Origin of the sequence: Corynebacterium sp. MSK218 (assembly GCF_030232655.1) — a bacterium.
Classification (GTDB): domain Bacteria; phylum Actinomycetota; class Actinomycetes; order Mycobacteriales; family Mycobacteriaceae; genus Corynebacterium.
On sequence record NZ_JASPGN010000018.1, the window covers coordinates 1 to 19,685 of the forward strand.

The window sequence follows — 19,685 nt, forward strand, 5'->3', positions numbered from 1 at the left end:
ACTCAACGGAATACTTTCTAGGCATAGTTCAATCCTTCCTTAGCTGAGGTAGGAACTAAACCCAGGACGCTTCAGTCAACTCTGCGCAAAATGGAGACTTACCGCCGGGAATTTGGATGGTCAGCTAGAGGGCGAGATAGTAGTCGAGCATGGACCATTACCATAAGTTCGCGTTCGTGTGAGCCGTCCGCCATACTCTCCCTTGTCCCTACGACACAGGAGAGCAATGACTGAATCCATATATCCTCCCGATTGGTTTCTGGATTATCGGTGCTGAGACCCCCAACCCCGTTCCGCAATCCGACTTCCCTCCGGATGTCGTTCAGTTCATCGACGTCGTGACGGCGCGCAAGTACTGGCCCTTCTTGCCTCACATTGATATTGACGAGATGGAGCAACACCACCCAGGAGCCAAGTAGCAATTATAAGACCTCAAGTTGGTTCTCCATGAAGAGTGGGCTCTCGTAGATAAATGGGCGGGGATGCGCGAGTCGAGCGAAGTAACACAAATTATCGACCGTGTGCTCGCTCCCGTTGCAGACCGAGATCTCGCCTCGTTCTGTGTCCATCACAGAAGACCTGGTGACTTGGGCTGTGTCGAACGAACGCGACTCCATGGAGGGATGCGATAATCTGCGAAAGTACAACGTGCAGTCTCCCGAGCTCTTGTTGAAGTTCCCCTATGCCCCAGCTGGACCCACGGGAGAAGAGCTCGAAGCGTGGCACGGGGACCTGTGGCGAAATTATCTTCACTGGATTATCAACAACGCTGCATCGACTGTGGACTATGAATCGACGTTGCCGGCATGGCAAGTAAAGGGAATTGAGGCTGTGCGAGAGTGGCTACACAACTTGTGATGAGGTGAAGTCTGTAGAACCTAGGACCTGACCCCTGTTAGGTAGACACCTGATATCCAGCCCGGTTGGGTTGGGAAGAAAGGTAATCTACCACCATGCCTAGGTACTCCGAACAGTTCAAACGTGATGCTGTGGCCCTCTACGAAAACAATGAGGACCTTTCACTTCACGCGGCTTCAGCAGAGCTAGGAATCAATCGTTCCTCACTTTATTCCTGGATCAAGCAGTACGGCACCGGCAAACGCGCCCGCACGAAGACCCTGCGTGACAACGCCCAGGCGACCACTGATTCTGAACGGATCCGCCAGCTAGAAAAAGAGGTCTCTAAGCTGCGCGAAGAACGTGACATCCTGCGCAAGGCCGCGAAGTATTTTGCCGAAGAGACACGCTGGTAATCCGCTTCCAGTTTGTCTATGACCACCGAACCGAATACTCGGTCAAGCGGATGTGCCACGTGTTAAAGCTCAATCGTTCCTCGTTCTACAAATGGGTCAACACCCGCGCAAAACGCAGGTTAAAGACGTGTTCTGATGCTCTTATAGGTGCACGAATCAAGACCATCTTCGATGATGAGCACGGGCTTTATGGTGCTAAACGCATCGCTGCAAGCCTCAACGACGATACGGACTTTCCTCCGATCAATCACAAGAAGGTTGCACGCATCATGAAATCCATGGGACTGAAAGGCTTTAGTAAACAACGTCGATGTGTCACTACTAGGCGTAAGCCTGGCCACCGAGTCATGCCAGATTTAGTAGGCCGCGATTTCACCGCTGACAGACCGAACCACGTTTACGTAGGCGACATTACGTACCTGCCGTGTAAGGGCGGCAGGAACATGTACCTAGCCACAGTCATCGACGTCTACTCGCCCAAACTCGTCGGTCATGCACTCGCCGATCACATGCGGGTATCGCTGGTTATCGAGGTTATGTCTCATGCCAGCAAAGCTCGCGGAAGCCTTACAGGGGCAATTTTCCATCCCGACCACGGCAGTGTGTACACCTCACAGGCTTTTAGGGACCACTGCGCCCTACTTGTTGTGCGCCAATCCATGGGAGCAGTGGGTACAAGTGCCGATAACGCTCTAGCGGAATCATTTAACGCCACCTTAAAGCGTGAAGTTCTGCGTGATCGGAAAGTCTTTGACAATCCCATCATCTGCTGCCAGGAAGTCTTCCTGTGGTGCATGCGCTACAACACGCGCAGGCGGCACTCTTGGTGCAACCTTCTAGCACCCGATGCCTTCGAAGCGCTCAGATCAGCTACACTGACTCAAGCAGCATAGCTAACCCCCAAAGTGTCTACTTTCCGGGCGTCAGGCCCAGCGCAGCATCTTAATTTCTACATTGAGGAACGGTATGCCTAAATTTTCTACGAAGATGAAGCCAATTTTGCGAGGCTGGTTTGATGAATTTGAAAAAGACTGGTTTCCTGAGCCTGCGAAAGGGAAGAACGATGAGGACTATAGGTTCGAGTGCTTTTGCAATTACTATGTAATTAATAGCATGCAAGGAGGGGCTAACAATCCTCCCGAAGACTATGCGACATCGGAGGGGCCGACTGATAAGAGCGATGACTTTCACATTGATGGGGTCGGAGTATTTGTTAATGGCATTCTTTGCTCAACCATCGATGAGTTGAGTGCGACTGTTGAAAAGAGCTCCAAGATTGAGGTTACGGTCCATTTCCTTCAAGCAAAAAACGGTGCGGATGATCTGAATGCCGGAAGCCTCAATAGTTTTTTGGAAGCTGCGTCTCAATTTATTTCTGATGAGCCGTGGGGCGAAGGTTTTGTAAAAGAGAATCAGATAAACGAACATATTGTTGAAGCGCAAACCGTTTTTGCGGAAAGCTTAAGTAAGAAATTTACGAGTAAACCTAGAGTCCACTTGCACTGGTGCGTTTCGCAGCGTGAGCGGGGAAAAGAATTTAGAAATGATGTTGCGGCAACCGTAAGAAATAGAATTAAAAAACTCCCAAAAGAGCACGCTGAATTTGCATCAATGGTAGATTTCGAATTTTACGGTGCATCTGATTTGGCTGAGATCGCCGACTCATTCGGTCATCAGAATAAGTGCACGTTCGAGCTGGGAGGGAACCCAGTGATTAATTTCCCAGCTATAAGCGATGAACTGGAGGATTCCTTTTTTGCGTTCATCCCTGGGGAAGAGTTTTTGAACATTATATGCCCAGACGGGGAAACCATCGATCATAAGTTGTTTAATGAAAATGTTCGAGATTTCCTGGGCGAGGAGTCAGATCCGTTTAAGGGAATGACCCAAACTTTAAGCAGTCCCGATGAGCGGGAATATTTCTCATTCAGAAATAACGGTGTGACCGTTGTCGCTGGGGACATTACGGGGAACTCACGAAAGAAGACGTTGTACAATTACCAGATTGTGAACGGCTGTCAAACTTCAAACGCTCTATTTGAAAACCGAGAACACCTAGAAGATGTATTCGTACCAGTTCGCTGCATTAAAACTAAAGATAGTGATGTCCTAGACAGCATTACGCTGTCTACCAACAGTCAGAATAGCGTGACTGCAAGTGATATGGCTTCTAGGACGAAATCCGCCCGTGAGTTGGAAAGAGTTTGTAAGAGGGACGACGTGGCTAATCCTATTGCATTTGAACGTCGGGAGGGTCAGTTTATTAGAATCCCTACGAAAGTTCCTAAGAACAGAATTCTAAAGAAGAAAGACTTCACCTCAGCGTACGTCTCTTGTGTGCTAAAAAAGCCGCATCACGGAATCGGATATTGGGATCGGTATCAGAATGGCAAGAAAGACGATATTTGGTTGAGCGATGCGCCAATTTCTCTGCTCTATTTGAGTGGATATCTTATGAATGCCATTATTCGAAACAAATTATTTGGTGAATACTCTTCTCTTAAATTTCATTTCGGTACGGCAGCGTTTAGTAGCCTTTGGCCTGACTTTGACCAAATTTTTGCAACGTATAACTCTGCCGAGAATTCAGAAGAAAAAGTTAGAATCGAGAAATGCATCAATGACGGCGTAGATAAGGTTCTTAAGGAGGTGGATCAAAAAAATATTCTGGAGAAGAAGCTCGAGCCTGCTCTACAAGCTGCGAGCAAGCTAGCGGTAGATTCCAGTGTCTTAGACAGCAAGAGTGGAAAGCTCGGAAGGGCTAACACCAAGACAGAAGATGTCACTCACAGATTCTTTAGCTTGATGGAAAAAGGCTGAGGAGAATCATTTGAAGCAAATTGCGGTGCGCTCGAAATCGACGTTTGAAGGTTGCATTTCAGGCATGTGAGTCGATTGCACTTCTCGCGTTGTCGAAGTAAATTCGCTTATTAGGCTTTGAGTAGAGCATAACTAAAGAAGGTCTCGAGATATCGATTATCTGAAATCTCGAGACCTTGGTGTTTGAGAGGTTTAAGAATTTTCAATCACATGGCTGTTCGATTCTGTCTAAGTTTCCAGATAGCCATTAACGGGCTTGGCTTCGGGAGGGTATGCCAATTGGGGGAAGTTACGTTTTAGTCAGCGCAGATACTCCTGACTTTTCTACTTTCGGGGCTGGCTCGTGGAAGCTGCCGAATGGAAACAGTAACATACACCAATCAGCTGTGGGATACCCAGACCCCTTCGCGGATTGCTCGGAAAACGAACCGAGCACCCAAAGAATCGGGTACTCTCAATCCACTCGGGCTGAGCACGACCAAGGAAACTGCAAGACTAGCTCTAGGCCGCAACATTAAAGAAGCCGACACCCCAGAACAAAACAAACTGAGTTGCCGGTTTGTCAACAATGTCGCGACTCACCTGTCAAGCATGTCGCGACTCATGACAAGAGTGCCCCAGAGAGTGCCTGGTTCGGAGACATCGTTCCGCATGTCTCATGAGATCGATCCGGTCCAACCAGCACCAATGTCTCACTACATCGACCCGGTAGAAAGCCCAGAAGCCAAAACTGCACAAACACGACGAAAAGCGATGTCTCAAGTCATCGATCCTCAGAGGCTTTCCGCACCGAAGTGGGGGACTCTGAGATTATGCCTGTGTGGAGGCCCAGCTCTGGGTTTCACACACCTGTCACTGTCGTTCACGGCAGATAGTGGCTAAAAATTCACAAGTTTCTGGGTCTTACCTACCGTGAATGTCGGCCTCGGCTCTGAATACGAAAAATCTCGAGACACCGACCGGAACGATGTCTCGAGACTTCACAGCGTGCCCCAGAGAAGATTCGAACTTCCGACACCGGCTTTAGGAGAGCCGTGCTCTATCCCCTGAGCTACTGGGGCAGGGGGTGCGTTGCGCACCTAGGTAAGACTAGCAGCCCCGCTTGAGGCGGCGGTAAACGTGTGGCCTTTGGTCGCGCTGGCTGCGTGGGCCTATTCGCCAGCCAGCTCCGCGTACTTGGCGCGGACCTCGCTAGCAGCGGGATTGGTGGCGTGGGTGCCGTCGGAGTAGAGGACGGTGGGAACGATGCGGTTGCCGTCGTTGACGGACTCGATCCAAGCGTTGATATCTTCGGTGCCTTCCGCTTCGGCGTCGACGAGAGTGTGCGGAGTCTCAGTGCGGTTCAGTGCGGAAATCAGGCGCTGGCAGAACGGGCACCAGTCGGCGTAGAAAATGGTGACATGCTCCGAGGTTTCGGGAGCAGTGATGTTGTCAGACATTAAGCAGCAGCCTTTCGGTCGTAGGTAAGGAATCGGTATTTCATTGGCAGCTCGCTCGGCGGCTGCCCGGGGATGGTGAGGTGTCCAGACTGTGAGGTCAGCCAGTCGCTATCGGCAGAGAGACTGAACTCCTCCGGTACGGAGGGGGCATGCACGGCATCGTCGCCGTATGCATCGCCGACCTGCACACCCATGAGGGTGAGCTCGATAGTATCGACGCGGTCTAGGGCGGAGTTGTAGAGTTGGCCGCCGCCGATGATCCAGGCGTCGCCAGGCGTGGCGTCGAGTGCCGCGTCGAGGTTATCCACCACGGTGGCACCCGCAGACCACTCGCCGGGTTCATGGCTGGACAGCACGATGTTGTCCCGGCCCGGAAGTGGGCGGAACTTGGGGTTGAGGGACTCCCACGTCTTGCGGCCCATGATGACAGGTGCGCCCATGGTGACGTTCTTGAAGTGCTTGAGATCCTCCGGCACGTGCCAGGGCATCACGGCACCGTCACCGATGACCCCGTCGAGGGACTGGGCCCAGATTGCGCCCAGCATTAGACGGACACCTGCGCCTTGATGGTGGGGTGGGGGTCGTACCCGATGACCTCGAAATCCTCGAAGTCGTAGTCAAAGAGGCTCGCGGCCTTGTGGAGCTTGAGCTGCGGGTATTCGCGCGGCTCACGGGAGAGTTGTTCCTTGACCTGCTCGATGTGGTCGTTGTAGATGTGGCAATCGCCGCCAGTCCAGATGAGATCGCCTACCTCGAGACCTGCTTGCTGGGCAAACATGTGGGTCAGCGCGGCATAGGAAGCCAAGTTGAAGGGCACGCCCAAGAACATGTCCGCGGAGCGCTGGTAGACTTGCATGGAGAGCTTGCCGTCAGCGACGTAGAGCTGGAAGAGAAGATGGCAGGGCATGAGTGCCATTTTGTCCAGCTCAGAGACGTTCCACGCGGAGACCAAGTTGCGGCGCGAATCCGGGTTGTTTTTCAGGGTATCGAGCGCGACCTGAATCTGGTCGATGTGCTGGCCATCCGGCGTGGGCCAGGAGCGCCATTGAACGCCGTAGACCGGACCCAGCTCGCCGTCCTCATCAGCCCACTCGTTCCAGATGCGGACCTTGTTTTCCTGCAGCCACGTGACGTTGGACTCGCCGCGCAGGAACCACAACAGCTCACCAATCACGCCGTGGAAGTAGACCTTCTTGGTGGTCAGCAGCGGAAAAGACTCCGCCAGGTTGTAGCGCAGTTGGGCGCCGAACAGGGAGCGGGTGCCGGTGCCGGTGCGGTCGCCTTTGGGTGCGCCTTCTTCGAGGACGCGGCGGAGAAGATCCTCATAAGGTGTTGTGAGGGCTGAAGAAGCGGTGGGAGTGTCACTCATGATGTCTAAGTGTAGAGCGTCGGAAAAATCTTAGGTAGAGCGGTAGGGGGTACTGGTGGTGAGATTTTTTATTTCGATGGCTGGGCTTGATAAATAGCCTCTAGAGCTTCGTCGGTTGGGGTCGCCTGCCATGAGGACGTGGCGCCGGTAAGAATTGAGGGGCGCTCCCACAGGTACCTCATTTCTTTTAGTCCTCGGAGGTCCGTGCTAGCAATGCCAGCCACTTTCAGCATCCATGGGTGAATAGTGATGGGGGCGTGTTGGCATCCGGCACGTCGAGCAAATTCAGCTTGGGTAAGCGCGGGCGCGCAAGGCGTGGAAACTATAGGGGGTGTCGATTCGTCCAGTAGTGCGTCAGCTAGCGCTCGTGCAAAGTCTGGAAGGTACGTGACCGAGTGTTTAGCGTGTGCGTTAAAAAGAGCAAGGGGACGCTTCTTGCCAATGATGAGCTGATGGTAAACGCATCCGGGGCCGGCATCTGGCCCGTACAGATCGGCCGCGATTACCGAGGTAGTGCGCGAGGGAGAGGCTAAGCGGTTCTCGATTAGGGTCGCTCGAACACCGGGTTTGCCATTGCGAGATCGGGTGAGGGGAGTATCAGGCGAAATCACCTCGTGAGACTGGTCGAACCCATACATCGATTCGGGAAGGACAGCGGGGATGCCCCGTTGGGCGGCTACCTTCAGCACGGTTTCTTCAGCTGGAATGAGTAGGTCGCGCCACTTTTGTGCGTCATATGGGGCGTGGATGCAGTGGGCAATGCCGTCGATCTGGTCTGGGTAGGCATCACTGTGTGTTGCGTCGCCTTTCTTGAACTCGACGTTTTCACTGGCGGCGAATTGGGGCTGTCGCCGCGTCATGATTGTGCATGTGTGCCCTCTTTTTGCGAGTTCACGTGATAGTGCACGGCCAACAGGGCCCGCGCCGGTGATGAGAAAGTGCATTGAGTGTCCTCCACTCTTATTAGTGACTGGTGCTCTCTAAGGTTATAGGTGCACTCGACTATATTCAAGAGCAGCGCTCACTTTGCTGCTGATATGGTTTCCATATGTCAATGACCCCACGAGCGCGTGCTCGCGAAGAGACGATGTCACGCATTGTTGAATTAGGACGAGAGCAGCTTGATGCAGGTGGCCCAGAAGCCTTGAATCTGCGTGCAATTGCTCGTGATTTGGGGATAGTTTCTTCGGGTATCTACCGCTATGTGCCCGACAGGGCCCACCTTTTAACGATGCTGATTGTCGATGCGTTTGAAGCGCTCGATGGCGCCGTTGCCCAAGGCGTGGGTGCGGCCACTGGGACGCGAGCTAAATTCGTAAGCCTCGTGGCCGCTATGAGGATGTGGGCTTTGGAATTTCCTCAAAGGTGGGCGCTTATTTATGGCACGCCCGTCATTGGATACGAAGCGCCCGCCTCAGAGACAACGGGCGCGGGTACGAAAGTTAGTCAGCGACTAGCCGCTTTGTTAGCTGAGGCCTCGGTTAAAGAGTTAGAACCTCGTTCATCCCAGTTCTCGCAAGACCTTGCGGCAGCATCTAATGAGCTTGATGTGGAACTTCCCGCTGACGTCATGGAAAAGGCGCTTGAGGTGTGGATACAGATAATTGGTGTGATTAATGCCGAGGTTTTCGGTTACCTCGGCAAAGACACACTGCATGACTTCCATGAGTTTCATGCTCGAATGGTTTCTCGTCTTGCAGACGAGTTGGGAATTTGACTTAGCGGCGCTGCGTTGGAGGGGAACGCCGCACAAGAAACCTAGTACCCGCCGTTGGCTTCCGCGTAGGCGGCGGCGTGTTCGAGGATGTCGTCGGCCAGCTCGGGGCGGCAGACCAGCAGGTCGGGGATGAAGGTGTCCTCGTTGTTGAACGTGATGGGGGAACCGTCAAGGCGGGAGCAGTGCAGGCCCGCAGCCAAAGCAACGCCGACCGGAGCAGCTTGGTCCCACTCGTACTGACCGCCAGCGTGAATATAACCGTCATAGTCACCGAGAAGTACGTGCATGGCCTTTGCACCCGCGGAGCCGACGCCCACGGTCTCGTAGTCCATCTTCTCAGCGATGTAGTCCGCCACCTTCGGCGGGCGGTTACGGGAAACCACGATCTTTTTCGACAGTGGGCCGGTTACGGCACGGACATCGGAAGACTTAAAGGTTACGCCCAAATCAGGCATACCCACCGCGGCATGGATGGGGGTGCCGTTTTCGACGAGCGCAATGTGGACCGCCCAGTCCTGACGGCCGGTGGCGAATTCCTTGGTGCCGTCGAGCGGGTCGATGATCCACACGCGCTCCTTCTTCAGGCGGCTCAAGTCATCGGAGGCCTCCTCGGACAGGACACCGTCCTGTGGGCGGTGCTGCTCGAGCACGCGGGCAATCCATTCCTGTGCGGCATCATCGCCGGCATCACCCAGCGCTAGGCCGCGCAACAGGCCACCGTTGCGTACGCCTTTGAGGATCTCGCCGCAGCCCACGGCGAGGGAGTTGGTTAGACGGGAATCAGAAATCTCAACGGTCATGCTGCCCAGATTACCGCGCGCGCTACAGTAGGGCATGCCCAAAAACGTTCTGGCGAAGTTCCGCCCGCAGGTAGCCGGTTGGTTCGAGGATGTTTTTGCTTCCCCCACCCCCGTTCAGGAGCAAGCCTGGCAGGCCATTTCCGCAGGTGCGAATGCCCTCGTGGTGGCGCCGACGGGTTCCGGTAAGACGCTCGCGGCGTTTCTGTGGGCGCTGAATTCTTTGGTGGAGCGCGAGGGCCAGACCGCGCTGCCATTGAGTAATGAACCAGCCCGTGAAGGTGCCCACGATGGCGTGCGAGTTTTGTACATTTCCCCGCTCAAAGCTCTGGGCGTGGATGTGGAGAATAACCTGCGCGCCCCGCTCAACGGTATTGCGCGCACCGCCGAGCGCCTTGGCCTGGATGTACCGGATATCACCGTGGGCGTGCGCTCCGGGGATACCCCGCAGGCAGAACGCTCCCGCCAGGTTCGCAAGCCGCCAGACATCCTCATTACCACGCCGGAATCGGCCTACCTCATGCTTACGTCCAAGGCTGCGGGGATTTTGAAGACCGTGGATACGGTCATCATCGATGAGATCCACGCTCTGGCCGGTACCAAGCGCGGCGTGCACTTGGCGCTGACTTTGGAGCGCCTCGGACTTATCGCGGGTGAGTTCCAGCGCATTGGGCTGTCGGCTACGGTGCGTCCGCTGAGCGCTGTTGCCAACTTCTTGGGCGGTGACCGTCCCGTGGATATCATCGCCCCGCCCGCCAAGAAGCGCTGGCAGCTTGATGTCCACGTACCGGTGGAAGACATGTCGGACCTGCCCACCCCGGAACAGGGCTCGCCCATCGGGGAAGCTACTGTCGACGACCCCCTTGGCATCACCGCAGGCCCTCAAGACACGTTGCGCCTACACGCGCAACGCGGGGAAGCGAGCGGGCCAGGAGACTCCGCTCTGCCCACAGCGAAATCCATCTGGCCCTTCATCGAAGAAGAGCTGTACGCCGAAATCATGAAGCAGCGCTCCACCCTTGTCTTCGTCAACTCGCGGCGGACAGCCGAGCGGCTTACCAGCCGACTCAACGAGCTCTATGCTCAGGAGCACGATCCGGAGTCCTTGAGCCCGGCCACCCGGCGCGACCCAGCTCAGCTGATGAAGCAGGTCGACGTCGCCGGTAAGGCACCTGCCGTCATCGCCCGCGCTCACCACGGTTCAGTGTCCAAGGACGAGCGCGCGCTGACGGAGACCATGCTCAAGGAAGGCACGCTCAAAGCCGTGGTGGCCACGAGCTCTCTGGAACTGGGAATCGACATGGGGGCGGTGGAGCTGGTGGTGCAGGTGGAGTCGCCGCCGTCCGTGGCCTCCGGCCTGCAGCGCGTGGGCCGCGCCGGGCACTCCGTCGGCGCGGTCTCTCACGGCTCCTTCTATCCCAAGCACCGCGCGGACCTGGTGCAATCAGCACTCACCGTCGCCCGCATGGAGGAGGGCCTCATTGAGGAGATGCGCGCCCCGCGCAACCCGTTGGATGTCTTGGCACAGCAGACGGTGGCGGCGGTGGTGGCGTCGGCAAGCGCGGGCACGAGCGAGGGACTCGACGCCGACACGTGGTATGACACCGTACGCCGCGCCTGGCCCTATAAGGACCTAGCACGCGAGGTCTTTGACTCCGTGCTGGACCTGGTCAGTGGCGTGTATCCCTCGACGGATTTTGCAGAGCTCAAGCCCCGCGTGGTCTATGACCGCGTGACAGGCATCCTCACCCCGCGCCCCGGCGCGCAGCGCGTGGCGGTGACCAACGGCGGCACCATTCCGGACCGCGGCATGTTCGGCGTCTTCCTCGTGGGAACTGGTGAAGCCGGTTCCGCGCCGCGCCGCGTGGGCGAGTTGGATGAGGAGATGGTGTATGAGTCCCGCGTGGGCGATATCTTCACCCTTGGCGCAACGAGTTGGCGGGTCGAGGAGATTACGCGTGACCAGGTGCTCGTAACACCCGCGCCGGGGCACACGGGCCGATTGCCGTTCTGGAACGGCGACCAGGCAGGGCGGCCGTATGAGTTGGGCAAGGCGTTGGGGGCGTTTCGTCGTGAAGCATATGCGGACCCGTCCATCGTGCGCGACGCTGACGAGCTCGCCCGCCGCAACATCGCGGCCTACTTGCAGGAACAGAACGAGGCTACCGGGCTCATTCCGGATGAGAAGACGCTGCTGTTGGAGCGCTTCACGGATGAGCTGGGGGATTGGCGCGTGTTGTTGCACACCCCGTTCGGCCGGCCGGTGAATGCGGCGTGGGCGCTGGCGGTGGGGCAGCGCGTGGCGGAGCGCACCGGGATGGACGCCCAGGCCGTGGCGGGTGATGACGGCATCGTGCTGCGCTTGCCGCAGGGCGAGGCGGACCCGGATGCTGCGCTGTTTCTTTTCGACGCCGATGAGATCGCCGACATCGTCACCGAACAGGTGGGCAACTCTGCGCTCTTTGCCTCGCGTTTCCGGGAATGCGCGGCGCGAGCTCTCCTGCTGCCGCGGCGTAACCCGGGCAAGCGCGCGCCTTTGTGGCAGCAGCGCCAGCGCGCGGAGCAGCTTCTCGACGTCGCCCGCAACTACCCCTCTTTCCCCATCATCCTGGAGACCGTGCGCGAGTGCGTGCAGGATGTTTACGACCTGCCAGCGCTCACGGAGGTTATGCGGGAGCTGGCGCACCGTCGCATTCGCATCGCGGAGGTCACCACGGAGCAGCCCTCGCCGTTCGCGTCTTCGCTGCTGTTTAACTACACCGGCGCGTTCATGTACGAGGGGGATTCGCCGCTGGCGGAAAAGCGCGCGGCGGCCTTGGCCTTGGACCCGGCGTTGCTGGCGAAGCTTTTGGGAACGGTGGAGCTGCGCGAGCTTCTCGACGCCGACGTTATCGCCGAAGTCCACGCCCAGCTGCAGCGCACCACCCCGGAGCGTCAGGCGCGCACGACGGAGGAGGTCGCGGACTTGCTGCGTGTGCTGGGCCCTATCCCGGTCGAGGAGTTCGGCGCGCATGCCACGGTGCCATTGAGCGCACTCGATGCGCTCGGTGCGCGGATCATGCGGGTGCGCATCAACGGCCGCGAACACGTGGCGCAATCTTTGGATGCGCCGCTGCTTCGCGACGGCCTGGGCATCCCCGTCCCACCCGGCATCCCCGCCCAGCAGGCCACGATTACCGACGCCGTGGACCAGCTGGTCAGCCGCTGGGCGCGCACGCGCGGGCCGTTTGTGGCGCGCGATGTGCAAGAAGCCTTTGGACTCTCGGCCGCGGTGGCGCACTCCACGCTCAACGGTCTGGATTCCATCCTGGCCGGGCATTACCGGCAAGGCGTGGAGGAACAGGAATACTGCGCGGCAGAAGTGCTCAAGGTCATCCGCTCGCGCTCGCTGGCGGCTGCTCGGGCGGCCACGCAGCCGGTCTCGCCTGCGGCCTTTGGGCGCTTCCTCCCGGACTGGCAGCAGGTGGCCGCGGTGGGCCGGCGCCCAGTGCTGCGCGGTGTGGACGGCGTCTTTGCCGTCATCGAGCAGCTGGCCGGTGTGCGTCTGCCGGCTTCTGCCTGGGAAAGCCTCATCCTGCCTCAGCGTGTAGGCGACTATTCGCCGACGATGCTCGATGAACTCACCGCCAGCGGCGAGGTCCTCATCCTCGGCGCCGGTAAGGCCGGTTCCAATGATCCCTGGATCATGCTGCTGCCGGCGGACTATGCCGCACAACTTGCCCCGAAGGTCTCCGCGGAGGAGGTTGGCCTGTCCCTGCTGCAAACCCAGCTGCTGGAGGCTTTGCAAGGCGGCGGTAGCTACCTCATCTCCGATATCCAACCACAGCTCAGCGGTACGCCCGAGGAGGTCCGTGAGGCCCTCTGGGGCCTGGTGGAGGCAGGCTTGGTCAGCCCCGATTCCTTCGCACCCATCCGAGCCCACTTGGCCGCAGGCGGCCGAGCCGGACGCGCCGCACACCGTGCACGGCGCCGGCCTACCCGCTCCCGATTGCGCATGGGCCGCACCTCCTTTGCCCAATCGCACAATGCGGCTGGCGCGCAGAGCGCCCCGGACGTGGTGGGTCGCTGGTCCCTGTCGGTTCCCGCAGCTAGCGATGCAACCTCGCGCTCTATTGCGCACGGCGAAGCCTGGCTGGACCGCTATGGCGTGCTTACCCGCGGTTCTGTGGTGGCCGAGGACGTCCTGGGAGGTTTCGCCCTCGCCTATAAAGTGCTCTCCGGCTTCGAGGAGTCCGGCAAGGCGATGCGCGGTTACGTCATTGAAGGACTGGGTGCCGCGCAGTTCTCCACGCCAGCTGTCATCGACCGCCTGCGCGGGGTGGATGATTCCCCGGACGTCACTGGCTGGCCCTCCGGTACCCGCGAGCCACAGACGTATGTCCTCGCCGCCACCGACCCAGCGAACCCCTACGGTGCGGCCCTGTCCTGGCCGCCGAGCGACGGCCCCGACTCCGCCCGGCCTACCCGTGCGGCCGGCGCACTCGTCGTACTCATGGACGGCCTGCCGGTGGCGCACCTGACCCGGGGTGGGAAGACGCTGACCACGTTTTTTAACGCTCTACCTGAGGGAATCGAGCGCGCCGAGGTGCTGTCTGCGATTCTCCACGGCTTCAATGAACTCGTGGCTTCTGGGCGCTTGAGCAAGCTCGTCATTGAAAAGGCCAACGGTCGGCCCATCTTCGAGTCAGAGCTCGCCGGTGAACTGCGCGCCCTGGGCGCTGCGCTGACCCCGAAGGGCGTGCGCATCACCGGCTCCACAGAATCCACCCGGCCTGCTCGCCGCGGCGGTCGACGCGCCGCCGACGCAATGGAGGAGCTCTCCTTCGACGACCCAGCCGATCCCGATGATCCGCCTCCCGCGCCCGGCAGCCCCGGTGGGTTCCGCCCGCGTCGCCGCCGGCGCTGAATGAGTTAAAAACACCCTGCTGCTGCTCGGCGTGAAGAAGATCGAAGACCTGTCCCGCCAGCATGTGGTCACCCCGTGGGAGCCGGGCGCTTTGGCATTCGGTCCGGGAAAGAATGCAACGGTAGAGTAGTCACCCGTTCGGTGAGGAGGTTCTACTGTGCCAGAAGGTGATTCCGTACTGCAGCTGTCGAATCGGCTGCAGTTCATGGAAGGCCGACGCGTGACCTCCTCCTCCCTGCGCGTGCCGCGCTATGCCACCGTGCGCTTCGATGGGCTGGTGTGCGAGGAAGTCTGGCCTTATGGCAAGCACCTTTTCATGGATTTCGGCGGCGAGCTCATTTTGCATACCCACCTCAAGATGGAGGGCGAGTGGGCCATCCACTATGCCGGGGACCGCTGGCGCAAGCCCGGGCACAGTGCCCGCGTGGTGCTGCAGATGGAGAATACCCCGCGCGATATCGAGTTGGTGGGGCATTGGCTAGGGCTGGTTGAGGTCTTTCCAGCCCGCGAGTTTGAGCAGCGCATGGCACACCTGGGCCCAGACATTCTGGCACCAGAATGGGAGGGAGGCGGCTTTGAGGAAGCTGTCCGCCGCATCGAGACCCGCCCCGAGCGCAGCATCGGCGCGGCCCTCCTGGACCAGCGCAACGTGGCCGGTTTGGGCAACGAGTACCGTGCGGAGATTTGCTTCCTGGCAGGCGTTCATCCAGCCACACCTGTAGCGCTTGTCGACGTCCCCCACATCCTCACCATCTCCCGTCGCCTCATCTGGGCCAACCGTGACTCGCCGGTACGCGTGACCACCGGCGTGAAACGAGCAGGGGAGACCACGTACGTCTTCGGACGCAACCGTCAGCGCTGCCGACGCTGCGGCACGCTCATTGAAAAATCCACGCTGGGAGGCGTGGACGCGGGCGGCGACGAGGGCGAGCTGGAGCGCGTCATCTGGTGGTGCCCACACTGCCAGCCGCGTCGCTAGGCTGGGATACATGAAGATCATTTTGAACATCATCTGGTTGGCAACTGGAGGCCTTGTCCTCGCACTGGGCTACTTCCTTCTGGGCATCCTGGCCTGCATCCCCATCGTGACGATTCCCGCGGGCGTGGCCTCGATGCGTATGGCGAATTTCGCGCTGTGGCCTTTTGGGCGCTCCGTCATTCAACCGGTCAAAGGTACCGGTGGCATGTCTCGGTTCTCTAATGTTGTCTGGTTCCTTGTCGCTGGCCTGTGGTTGGCTATCGGCCACGTCACCACTGCAGCGGCGCAGGCCGTGACCATCGTGGGCATCCCGGTTGCGTGGGCCAACCTGAAGATGATCCCGGTGACGTGCTTCCCGTTCGGCCGCAAGATCGTCGATTCTGATGAGATCCCCTTCGGCTGGGAGTCGATGATTAAGCTCTAAAATCTCTGTCTCCGGTTGCGGGGTTTCCTGGGGTGTTTTAGGGTTCTGGGTCATGGGGGATTTAGAAACCTATTTCTCCTACCGCAACTCGGGGATCACACTGGTAAAGCAAGCGGTAGGAGGCGAGAAACGTTTACGCGCACTCGGCGCCGCACCTGCCGATGCCGCCGAACTGGCACGCTTACACCACATCTACTTCGGCACCACTAAATTCACTGGCAAACAACGCACTGCCCGTAGCCGAGCCGCCGAACAAGGCCATGATCTGGCCACGCTGAGCCTTATTGAGTCCTACACGAAGAAGCTGAAAAATCAGCTGCATGCCTGGAACCTGCGTGTCAAGCTCGCCGGCACGCCCGCCCACAACATCCCAGCCGTAGCCCAAAAGCGCCTAAAGGAGCTCAAACCCAAACGTATCCCCACCCCGGGGGTGCGTATGACCTACCGTGCAGACGGGCCACACTCGCTAACCATTACCGATGATCCCATGACCGTTACCGAGATGCGCGGCGTGCTGGAATCCATCAATAGGGACAACCTGCTGGAAGCAGCCAAGCACGTCTTCTTCAAAAAGTCCCACGGCGGAACCAAACCCGCCGTATTCACCAGCGTGGTGGTGACCTTGGACAAGCTCGACAAGATTATCTCCGGCGACGGTGACGACATCGTCCTCGAGCTCACCAATGGTGGGCGTATGACCGGCACGCAGTTCTTGAACTACAAGTTTGCCGAAATCGGCTACGTCACCCTCATCCATCCCACGATCGGGCCGGTGTGGCTGCACCGCATGAAACGCTTGGCCGGGTTTGAGCAGCGCATGATGGCCAGTGCTGAGCATCCCACGTGTGCCAGGAAGGGGTGTAATAAACCTGCTGACTATGCCCAGGTGCATCACCTAGTGCCGTGGAAGGCCGGTGGTACCACCGATCCGCCGAATCTGACCATGTTGTGCGCTTATCACAACGGCATCAACGATGATGACCCGGAGAAACCCACCGGAGCTGGCTACGTCTTCCGATTACGCGGAGAGGTGGACTACATCCCGCCCTGGGGAGAACCAATCACCGCCCAGGCGGCGTATCAAGCCGGGCAACAAGCTAACACCGGACCGCCAGGTGGGTAAACCGCCACGCACCACCGGACACACCCACCACGCGGACGCCCACCACCGGGCCTCCGCGGAGTTGGCGATCCCACACGTCGATTGCCCGTCACAGATTGCCCGTCACAACGGGTGAACCCCCGACCGTTCGGTCGGGGGAGACGTCGCCAAGCAGTGCTTAGCGGTGGTTGCGGTACCAACCGATCAGAGCATCGGTGGAGCCATCGCCGGATGCGGCTTCCTCCTTGCCGGAGACAGCCGGTGCCAGGTCATTGGCCTGCTGCTTGCCCAGCTCCACGCCCCACTGGTCGAAGGAGTTGACGTCCCAGATGATGCCCTGGGTGAACACGATGTGCTCGTAGAGCGCAATGAGCGCGCCGAGGGTATGTGGGGTGAGCTCCTCCGCCAGGATGGTGGTGGTAGGACGGTTGCCCGGCATCACCTTGTGCGGTACGAGGGATTCATCCACGCCCTCGGCGGCGATTTCTTCCGCAGTCTTACCGAAGGCCAGGACCTTGGTCTGTGCGAAGAAGTTGCCCATGAGCAGGTCATGCATCGAGCCGGTGCCGTCTGCAGTGGGGAAGTCTTCCTTCGGGCGGGCAAAGCCGATGAAGTCCGCCGGGATGAGCTGGGTGCCCTGGTGCATGAGCTGGAAGAAGGCGTGCTGGCCATTGGTGCCCGGCTCGCCCCAGTAAATCTCGCCGGTACCGGTGGTGACAGCGGTGCCGTCGCGGCGAACGGACTTGCCGTTGGATTCCATGGTCAGCTGCTGCAGGTAGGCAGGGAAGCGCCCGAGATCTTGTGAGTACGGCAGGACGGCGTGGGTCTGTGCGCCGAAGAAGTTGGAGTACCACACGCCGAGCAGGCCCATCAGGACCGGAACGTTCTGCTCCAGGGGGGCGGTGCGGAAGTGCTCATCCATGGCGTGGAAACCCTCGAGGAAGCGCATGAAGTCCAACGGGCCGATGGTGCACATCAGGGACAGGCCGATGGCGGAATCGACGGAGTAGCGCCCGCCCACCCAGTTCCAGAAACCGAACATGTTCTGGGTATCGATGCCGAACTCGGCGACCTTCTCCGCGTTGGTGGAGACCGCAACGAAGTGCTTGGCGACGGCCGACTCATCACCATCAAACTGCTCAATCAGCCAGCGGCGCGCGGCATGAGCATTGGCCAGGGTTTCCTGGGTGGTGAAAGTCTTGGAGGCCACGATAAAGAGGGTGGAGCCGGCGTCGAGGCCGTCGAGAGTCGCGGCGAGATCCGCCGGGTCAACGTTGGAGACGAACTCTGCAGTGATGCCCGCTACCTCGTAGGAGCGCAGGGCCTTGGCGGCCATGGCTGGCCCCAGGTCAGAGCCACCGATGCCGATGTTGACGACCTTCTTGATGGTGTGGCCTGTATGTCCCAGCCACGTGCCGGAGCGCAGTGCGGTGGCGAAGTCGCGCATGCGGCCGAGTACGTCGTGGACATCAGCAGCGACGTCCTGGCCATCAACGCTCAAGTCCTTCTCCGCAGGCAGGCGCAGTGCGGTGTGCAGGACAGCGCGATCCTCGGTGTTGTTGAGGTGTTCGCCGGCGAACATGGCGTCGCGGCGGCCCTCGACGTCCGCAGCGCGGGCAAGGTCCACGAGCTTGGACACGACGTCCTCATCGATGAGGTTCTTCGACAGATCCACATGCAGGCCCGCGGCGTCGAAGGAGTAGTCCGTGGCGCGGGAGGGAGAGTTGGCGAAGAGCTCGCGCAAATTGAGGTCCTTCTTCTCCTCAAAAAGCGAGGTGAGCGCGGCCCATTGTGGCTGTGCGGTGATGTCCATTGCAAAAGCCTTTCTGGCAGGTAGCAGACATGAAACTTACTGTTTCTACCGTAGTCCAGAACGTGCGGCGATGCCGGGGGAGTTAGATGTAGAGGGTAAGACCAAAATGCTGCATCGTGTTGCCGATTTCCATGGCGCCGGCTTCCTGGTTATCGGGCTCATCAACGACGTATGACATGACGCCCACGGCGTAGAGCTCGTTATCGATGACGGCGTAGACGGGGCCGCCGCTATCTCCACGGTCGCTGTCGTTACCGAAGGCAAACAACCCCTGGTCAGCATCGCGCCCAATGTAGTTACCACAAGAGACTCCTCGCGTGGACCCGGCGCGGCAGATGGTGGGGTGTGCTAGGTCGACTTCGTCAAGGCTCATCCAACCAATCAACGGTGCGTTGAGAGCCGGGGATGTGGATACCTTCGCTGCGGGATTAGAAACTTCGATCAAGCCGATATCTGCGGAGTTGATCTGTTCGGTGTTGGTGTTGCGTGCTTCGAGCACCATCTCACCAATCTTGACGCGGTTTCCGGCGGTGTCGTTGTAATAGAACGTATCGCCTTTATCGCCGCAGTGGCCTGCGGTGAGAATAAAGAGACGCTGGCCGTCGCCCGCAAAATGGCCTGCGGAACAGCGTCCGTCATTGTCGAGGTTGTAGATTGCAACACCCGGGGTCAGCACTCCTGCCGTCATGAAGTATTCGGCTGCTTCGGGCTGAGCTAGGTCAACGCGTGGCTCAGGACGCTCGGCTTGGGGGATTTCGGTGGTGTTATCCCACAAAGCGTCGCCATCGAGGACCTTGTCCGAGCCTTTTTCCGAGGCATGTGTATCACGGCCAGAGGCGTCGTCACCGTCTAGGCCAGACTCTGCGCCGGGTAGGTTCAGCGTGGTCGTGGTGATCGTTGCGACCGTGGAAGAAGAACTGCCACAGGCACTGAGCGCTACGGCGGAGGTAATCGCGATGAGAGAGGCCGCGAGGCGGGAGGGAAGGCGCATGCCGTGAGCTTAGCGCATGCTGAACGCTCACGTTCTGGGTCGGGGAGCAGTCCGCGGAACCCCACACCGCGGACT

15 protein-coding genes and 1 tRNA gene are annotated in these 19,685 nt (G+C 58.9%); 8 read left to right on the forward strand and 8 right to left on the reverse strand.

All coding sequences use genetic code 11. The features are described 5' to 3' along the window. Positions 1-561: 561 nt before the first annotated feature. The 3 genes from QP922_RS11925 (at position 562) to QP922_RS11935 (ending at position 4,073) form a co-directional block, all read left to right on the forward strand. Positions 562-858, forward strand: a complete 297-nt coding sequence (locus tag QP922_RS11925) for a hypothetical protein (protein ID WP_284809725.1) — start codon at positions 562-564, stop codon at positions 856-858. Between the two features lie 95 nt (positions 859-953). Further along, positions 954-2,146 (forward strand): IS3 family transposase gene (locus QP922_RS11930; RefSeq protein ID WP_502869615.1). Its coding sequence is split into 2 segments (ribosomal slippage): positions 954-1,236 and positions 1,236-2,146, totalling 1,194 coding nucleotides; the frame shifts between segments, so codons are not numbered across the junction. A 73-nt stretch (positions 2,147-2,219) separates the two neighbouring features. Further along, complete coding sequence (locus tag QP922_RS11935; RefSeq protein ID WP_284809728.1) at positions 2,220-4,073, forward strand: AIPR family protein; 1,854 nt, start codon at positions 2,220-2,222, stop codon at positions 4,071-4,073. Positions 4,074-5,061: 988 nt separating this feature from the next. On the opposite strand, the gene QP922_RS11940 is transcribed toward QP922_RS11935, so the two are convergent. The 5 genes from QP922_RS11940 to QP922_RS11960 form a co-directional block, all read right to left on the reverse strand. Beyond that, positions 5,062-5,134, reverse strand: a tRNA-Arg gene (locus QP922_RS11940). 90 nt (positions 5,135-5,224) lie between these two features. Next, positions 5,225-5,512: a glutaredoxin domain-containing protein gene (locus QP922_RS11945; protein WP_284809729.1), complete on the reverse strand. Its 288-nt coding sequence runs from the start codon at positions 5,510-5,512 to the stop codon at positions 5,225-5,227. Beyond that, positions 5,512-6,057, reverse strand: coding sequence for a dihydrofolate reductase (locus QP922_RS11950; RefSeq protein ID WP_284809730.1), 546 nt, complete (start codon positions 6,055-6,057; stop codon positions 5,512-5,514). The genes QP922_RS11945 and QP922_RS11950 overlap by 1 nt, the downstream gene beginning before the upstream one ends. Further along, positions 6,057-6,881: a thymidylate synthase gene (locus QP922_RS11955; RefSeq protein ID WP_284809731.1), complete on the reverse strand. Its 825-nt coding sequence runs from the start codon at positions 6,879-6,881 to the stop codon at positions 6,057-6,059. Before QP922_RS11955 ends, QP922_RS11950 begins: the two co-directional genes overlap by 1 nt. 68 nt (positions 6,882-6,949) lie before the next feature. Next, positions 6,950-7,825, reverse strand: coding sequence for an NAD-dependent epimerase/dehydratase family protein (locus QP922_RS11960; protein ID WP_284809732.1), 876 nt, complete (start codon positions 7,823-7,825; stop codon positions 6,950-6,952). Positions 7,826-7,968: 143 nt separating this feature from the next. On the opposite strand from QP922_RS11960, the gene QP922_RS11965 reads away from it, so the two are divergent. Beyond that, on the forward strand, positions 7,969-8,598 hold the full coding sequence (locus QP922_RS11965; protein WP_284809734.1) for a TetR/AcrR family transcriptional regulator: 630 nt from the start codon (positions 7,969-7,971) through the stop codon (positions 8,596-8,598). Between the two features lie 41 nt (positions 8,599-8,639). Here the strand turns inward: QP922_RS11965 and QP922_RS11970 are convergent, their stop codons facing one another. Further along, complete coding sequence (locus QP922_RS11970; protein WP_284809735.1) at positions 8,640-9,398, reverse strand: 3'(2'),5'-bisphosphate nucleotidase CysQ; 759 nt, start codon at positions 9,396-9,398, stop codon at positions 8,640-8,642. A gap of 34 nt (positions 9,399-9,432) precedes the next feature. Here QP922_RS11970 and QP922_RS11975 point away from each other — a divergent pair, with 34 nt between their 5' ends. From QP922_RS11975 to QP922_RS11990, 4 genes are all read left to right on the forward strand, one after another. Further along, positions 9,433-14,301 (forward strand): Lhr family ATP-dependent helicase, encoded by a 4,869-nt coding sequence (locus tag QP922_RS11975; RefSeq protein ID WP_284809737.1) that lies wholly within the window; start codon positions 9,433-9,435, stop codon positions 14,299-14,301. Positions 14,302-14,458: 157 nt separating this feature from the next. Further along, positions 14,459-15,280 (forward strand): DNA-formamidopyrimidine glycosylase family protein, encoded by an 822-nt coding sequence (locus QP922_RS11980; protein WP_284809738.1) that lies wholly within the window; start codon positions 14,459-14,461, stop codon positions 15,278-15,280. 10 nt (positions 15,281-15,290) lie between these two features. Continuing rightward, positions 15,291-15,704: a YccF domain-containing protein gene (locus tag QP922_RS11985; protein WP_284809740.1), complete on the forward strand. Its 414-nt coding sequence runs from the start codon at positions 15,291-15,293 to the stop codon at positions 15,702-15,704. Between the two features lie 52 nt (positions 15,705-15,756). Further along, entirely contained in the window at positions 15,757-16,827 is a 1,071-nt protein-coding gene (locus QP922_RS11990; RefSeq protein WP_284809741.1) for an HNH endonuclease signature motif containing protein, read from the forward strand. A gap of 157 nt (positions 16,828-16,984) precedes the next feature. On the opposite strand, the gene pgi is transcribed toward QP922_RS11990, so the two are convergent. Continuing rightward, a complete protein-coding gene (gene pgi, locus QP922_RS11995) occupies positions 16,985-18,619 on the reverse strand; it encodes a glucose-6-phosphate isomerase (protein ID WP_284809743.1) in 1,635 nt (544 codons plus the stop codon). Positions 18,620-18,701: 82 nt separating this feature from the next. Next, on the reverse strand, positions 18,702-19,610 hold the full coding sequence (locus QP922_RS12000) for a trypsin-like serine protease (protein WP_284809745.1): 909 nt from the start codon (positions 19,608-19,610) through the stop codon (positions 18,702-18,704). Between the last annotated feature and the right edge of the window lie 75 nt (positions 19,611-19,685).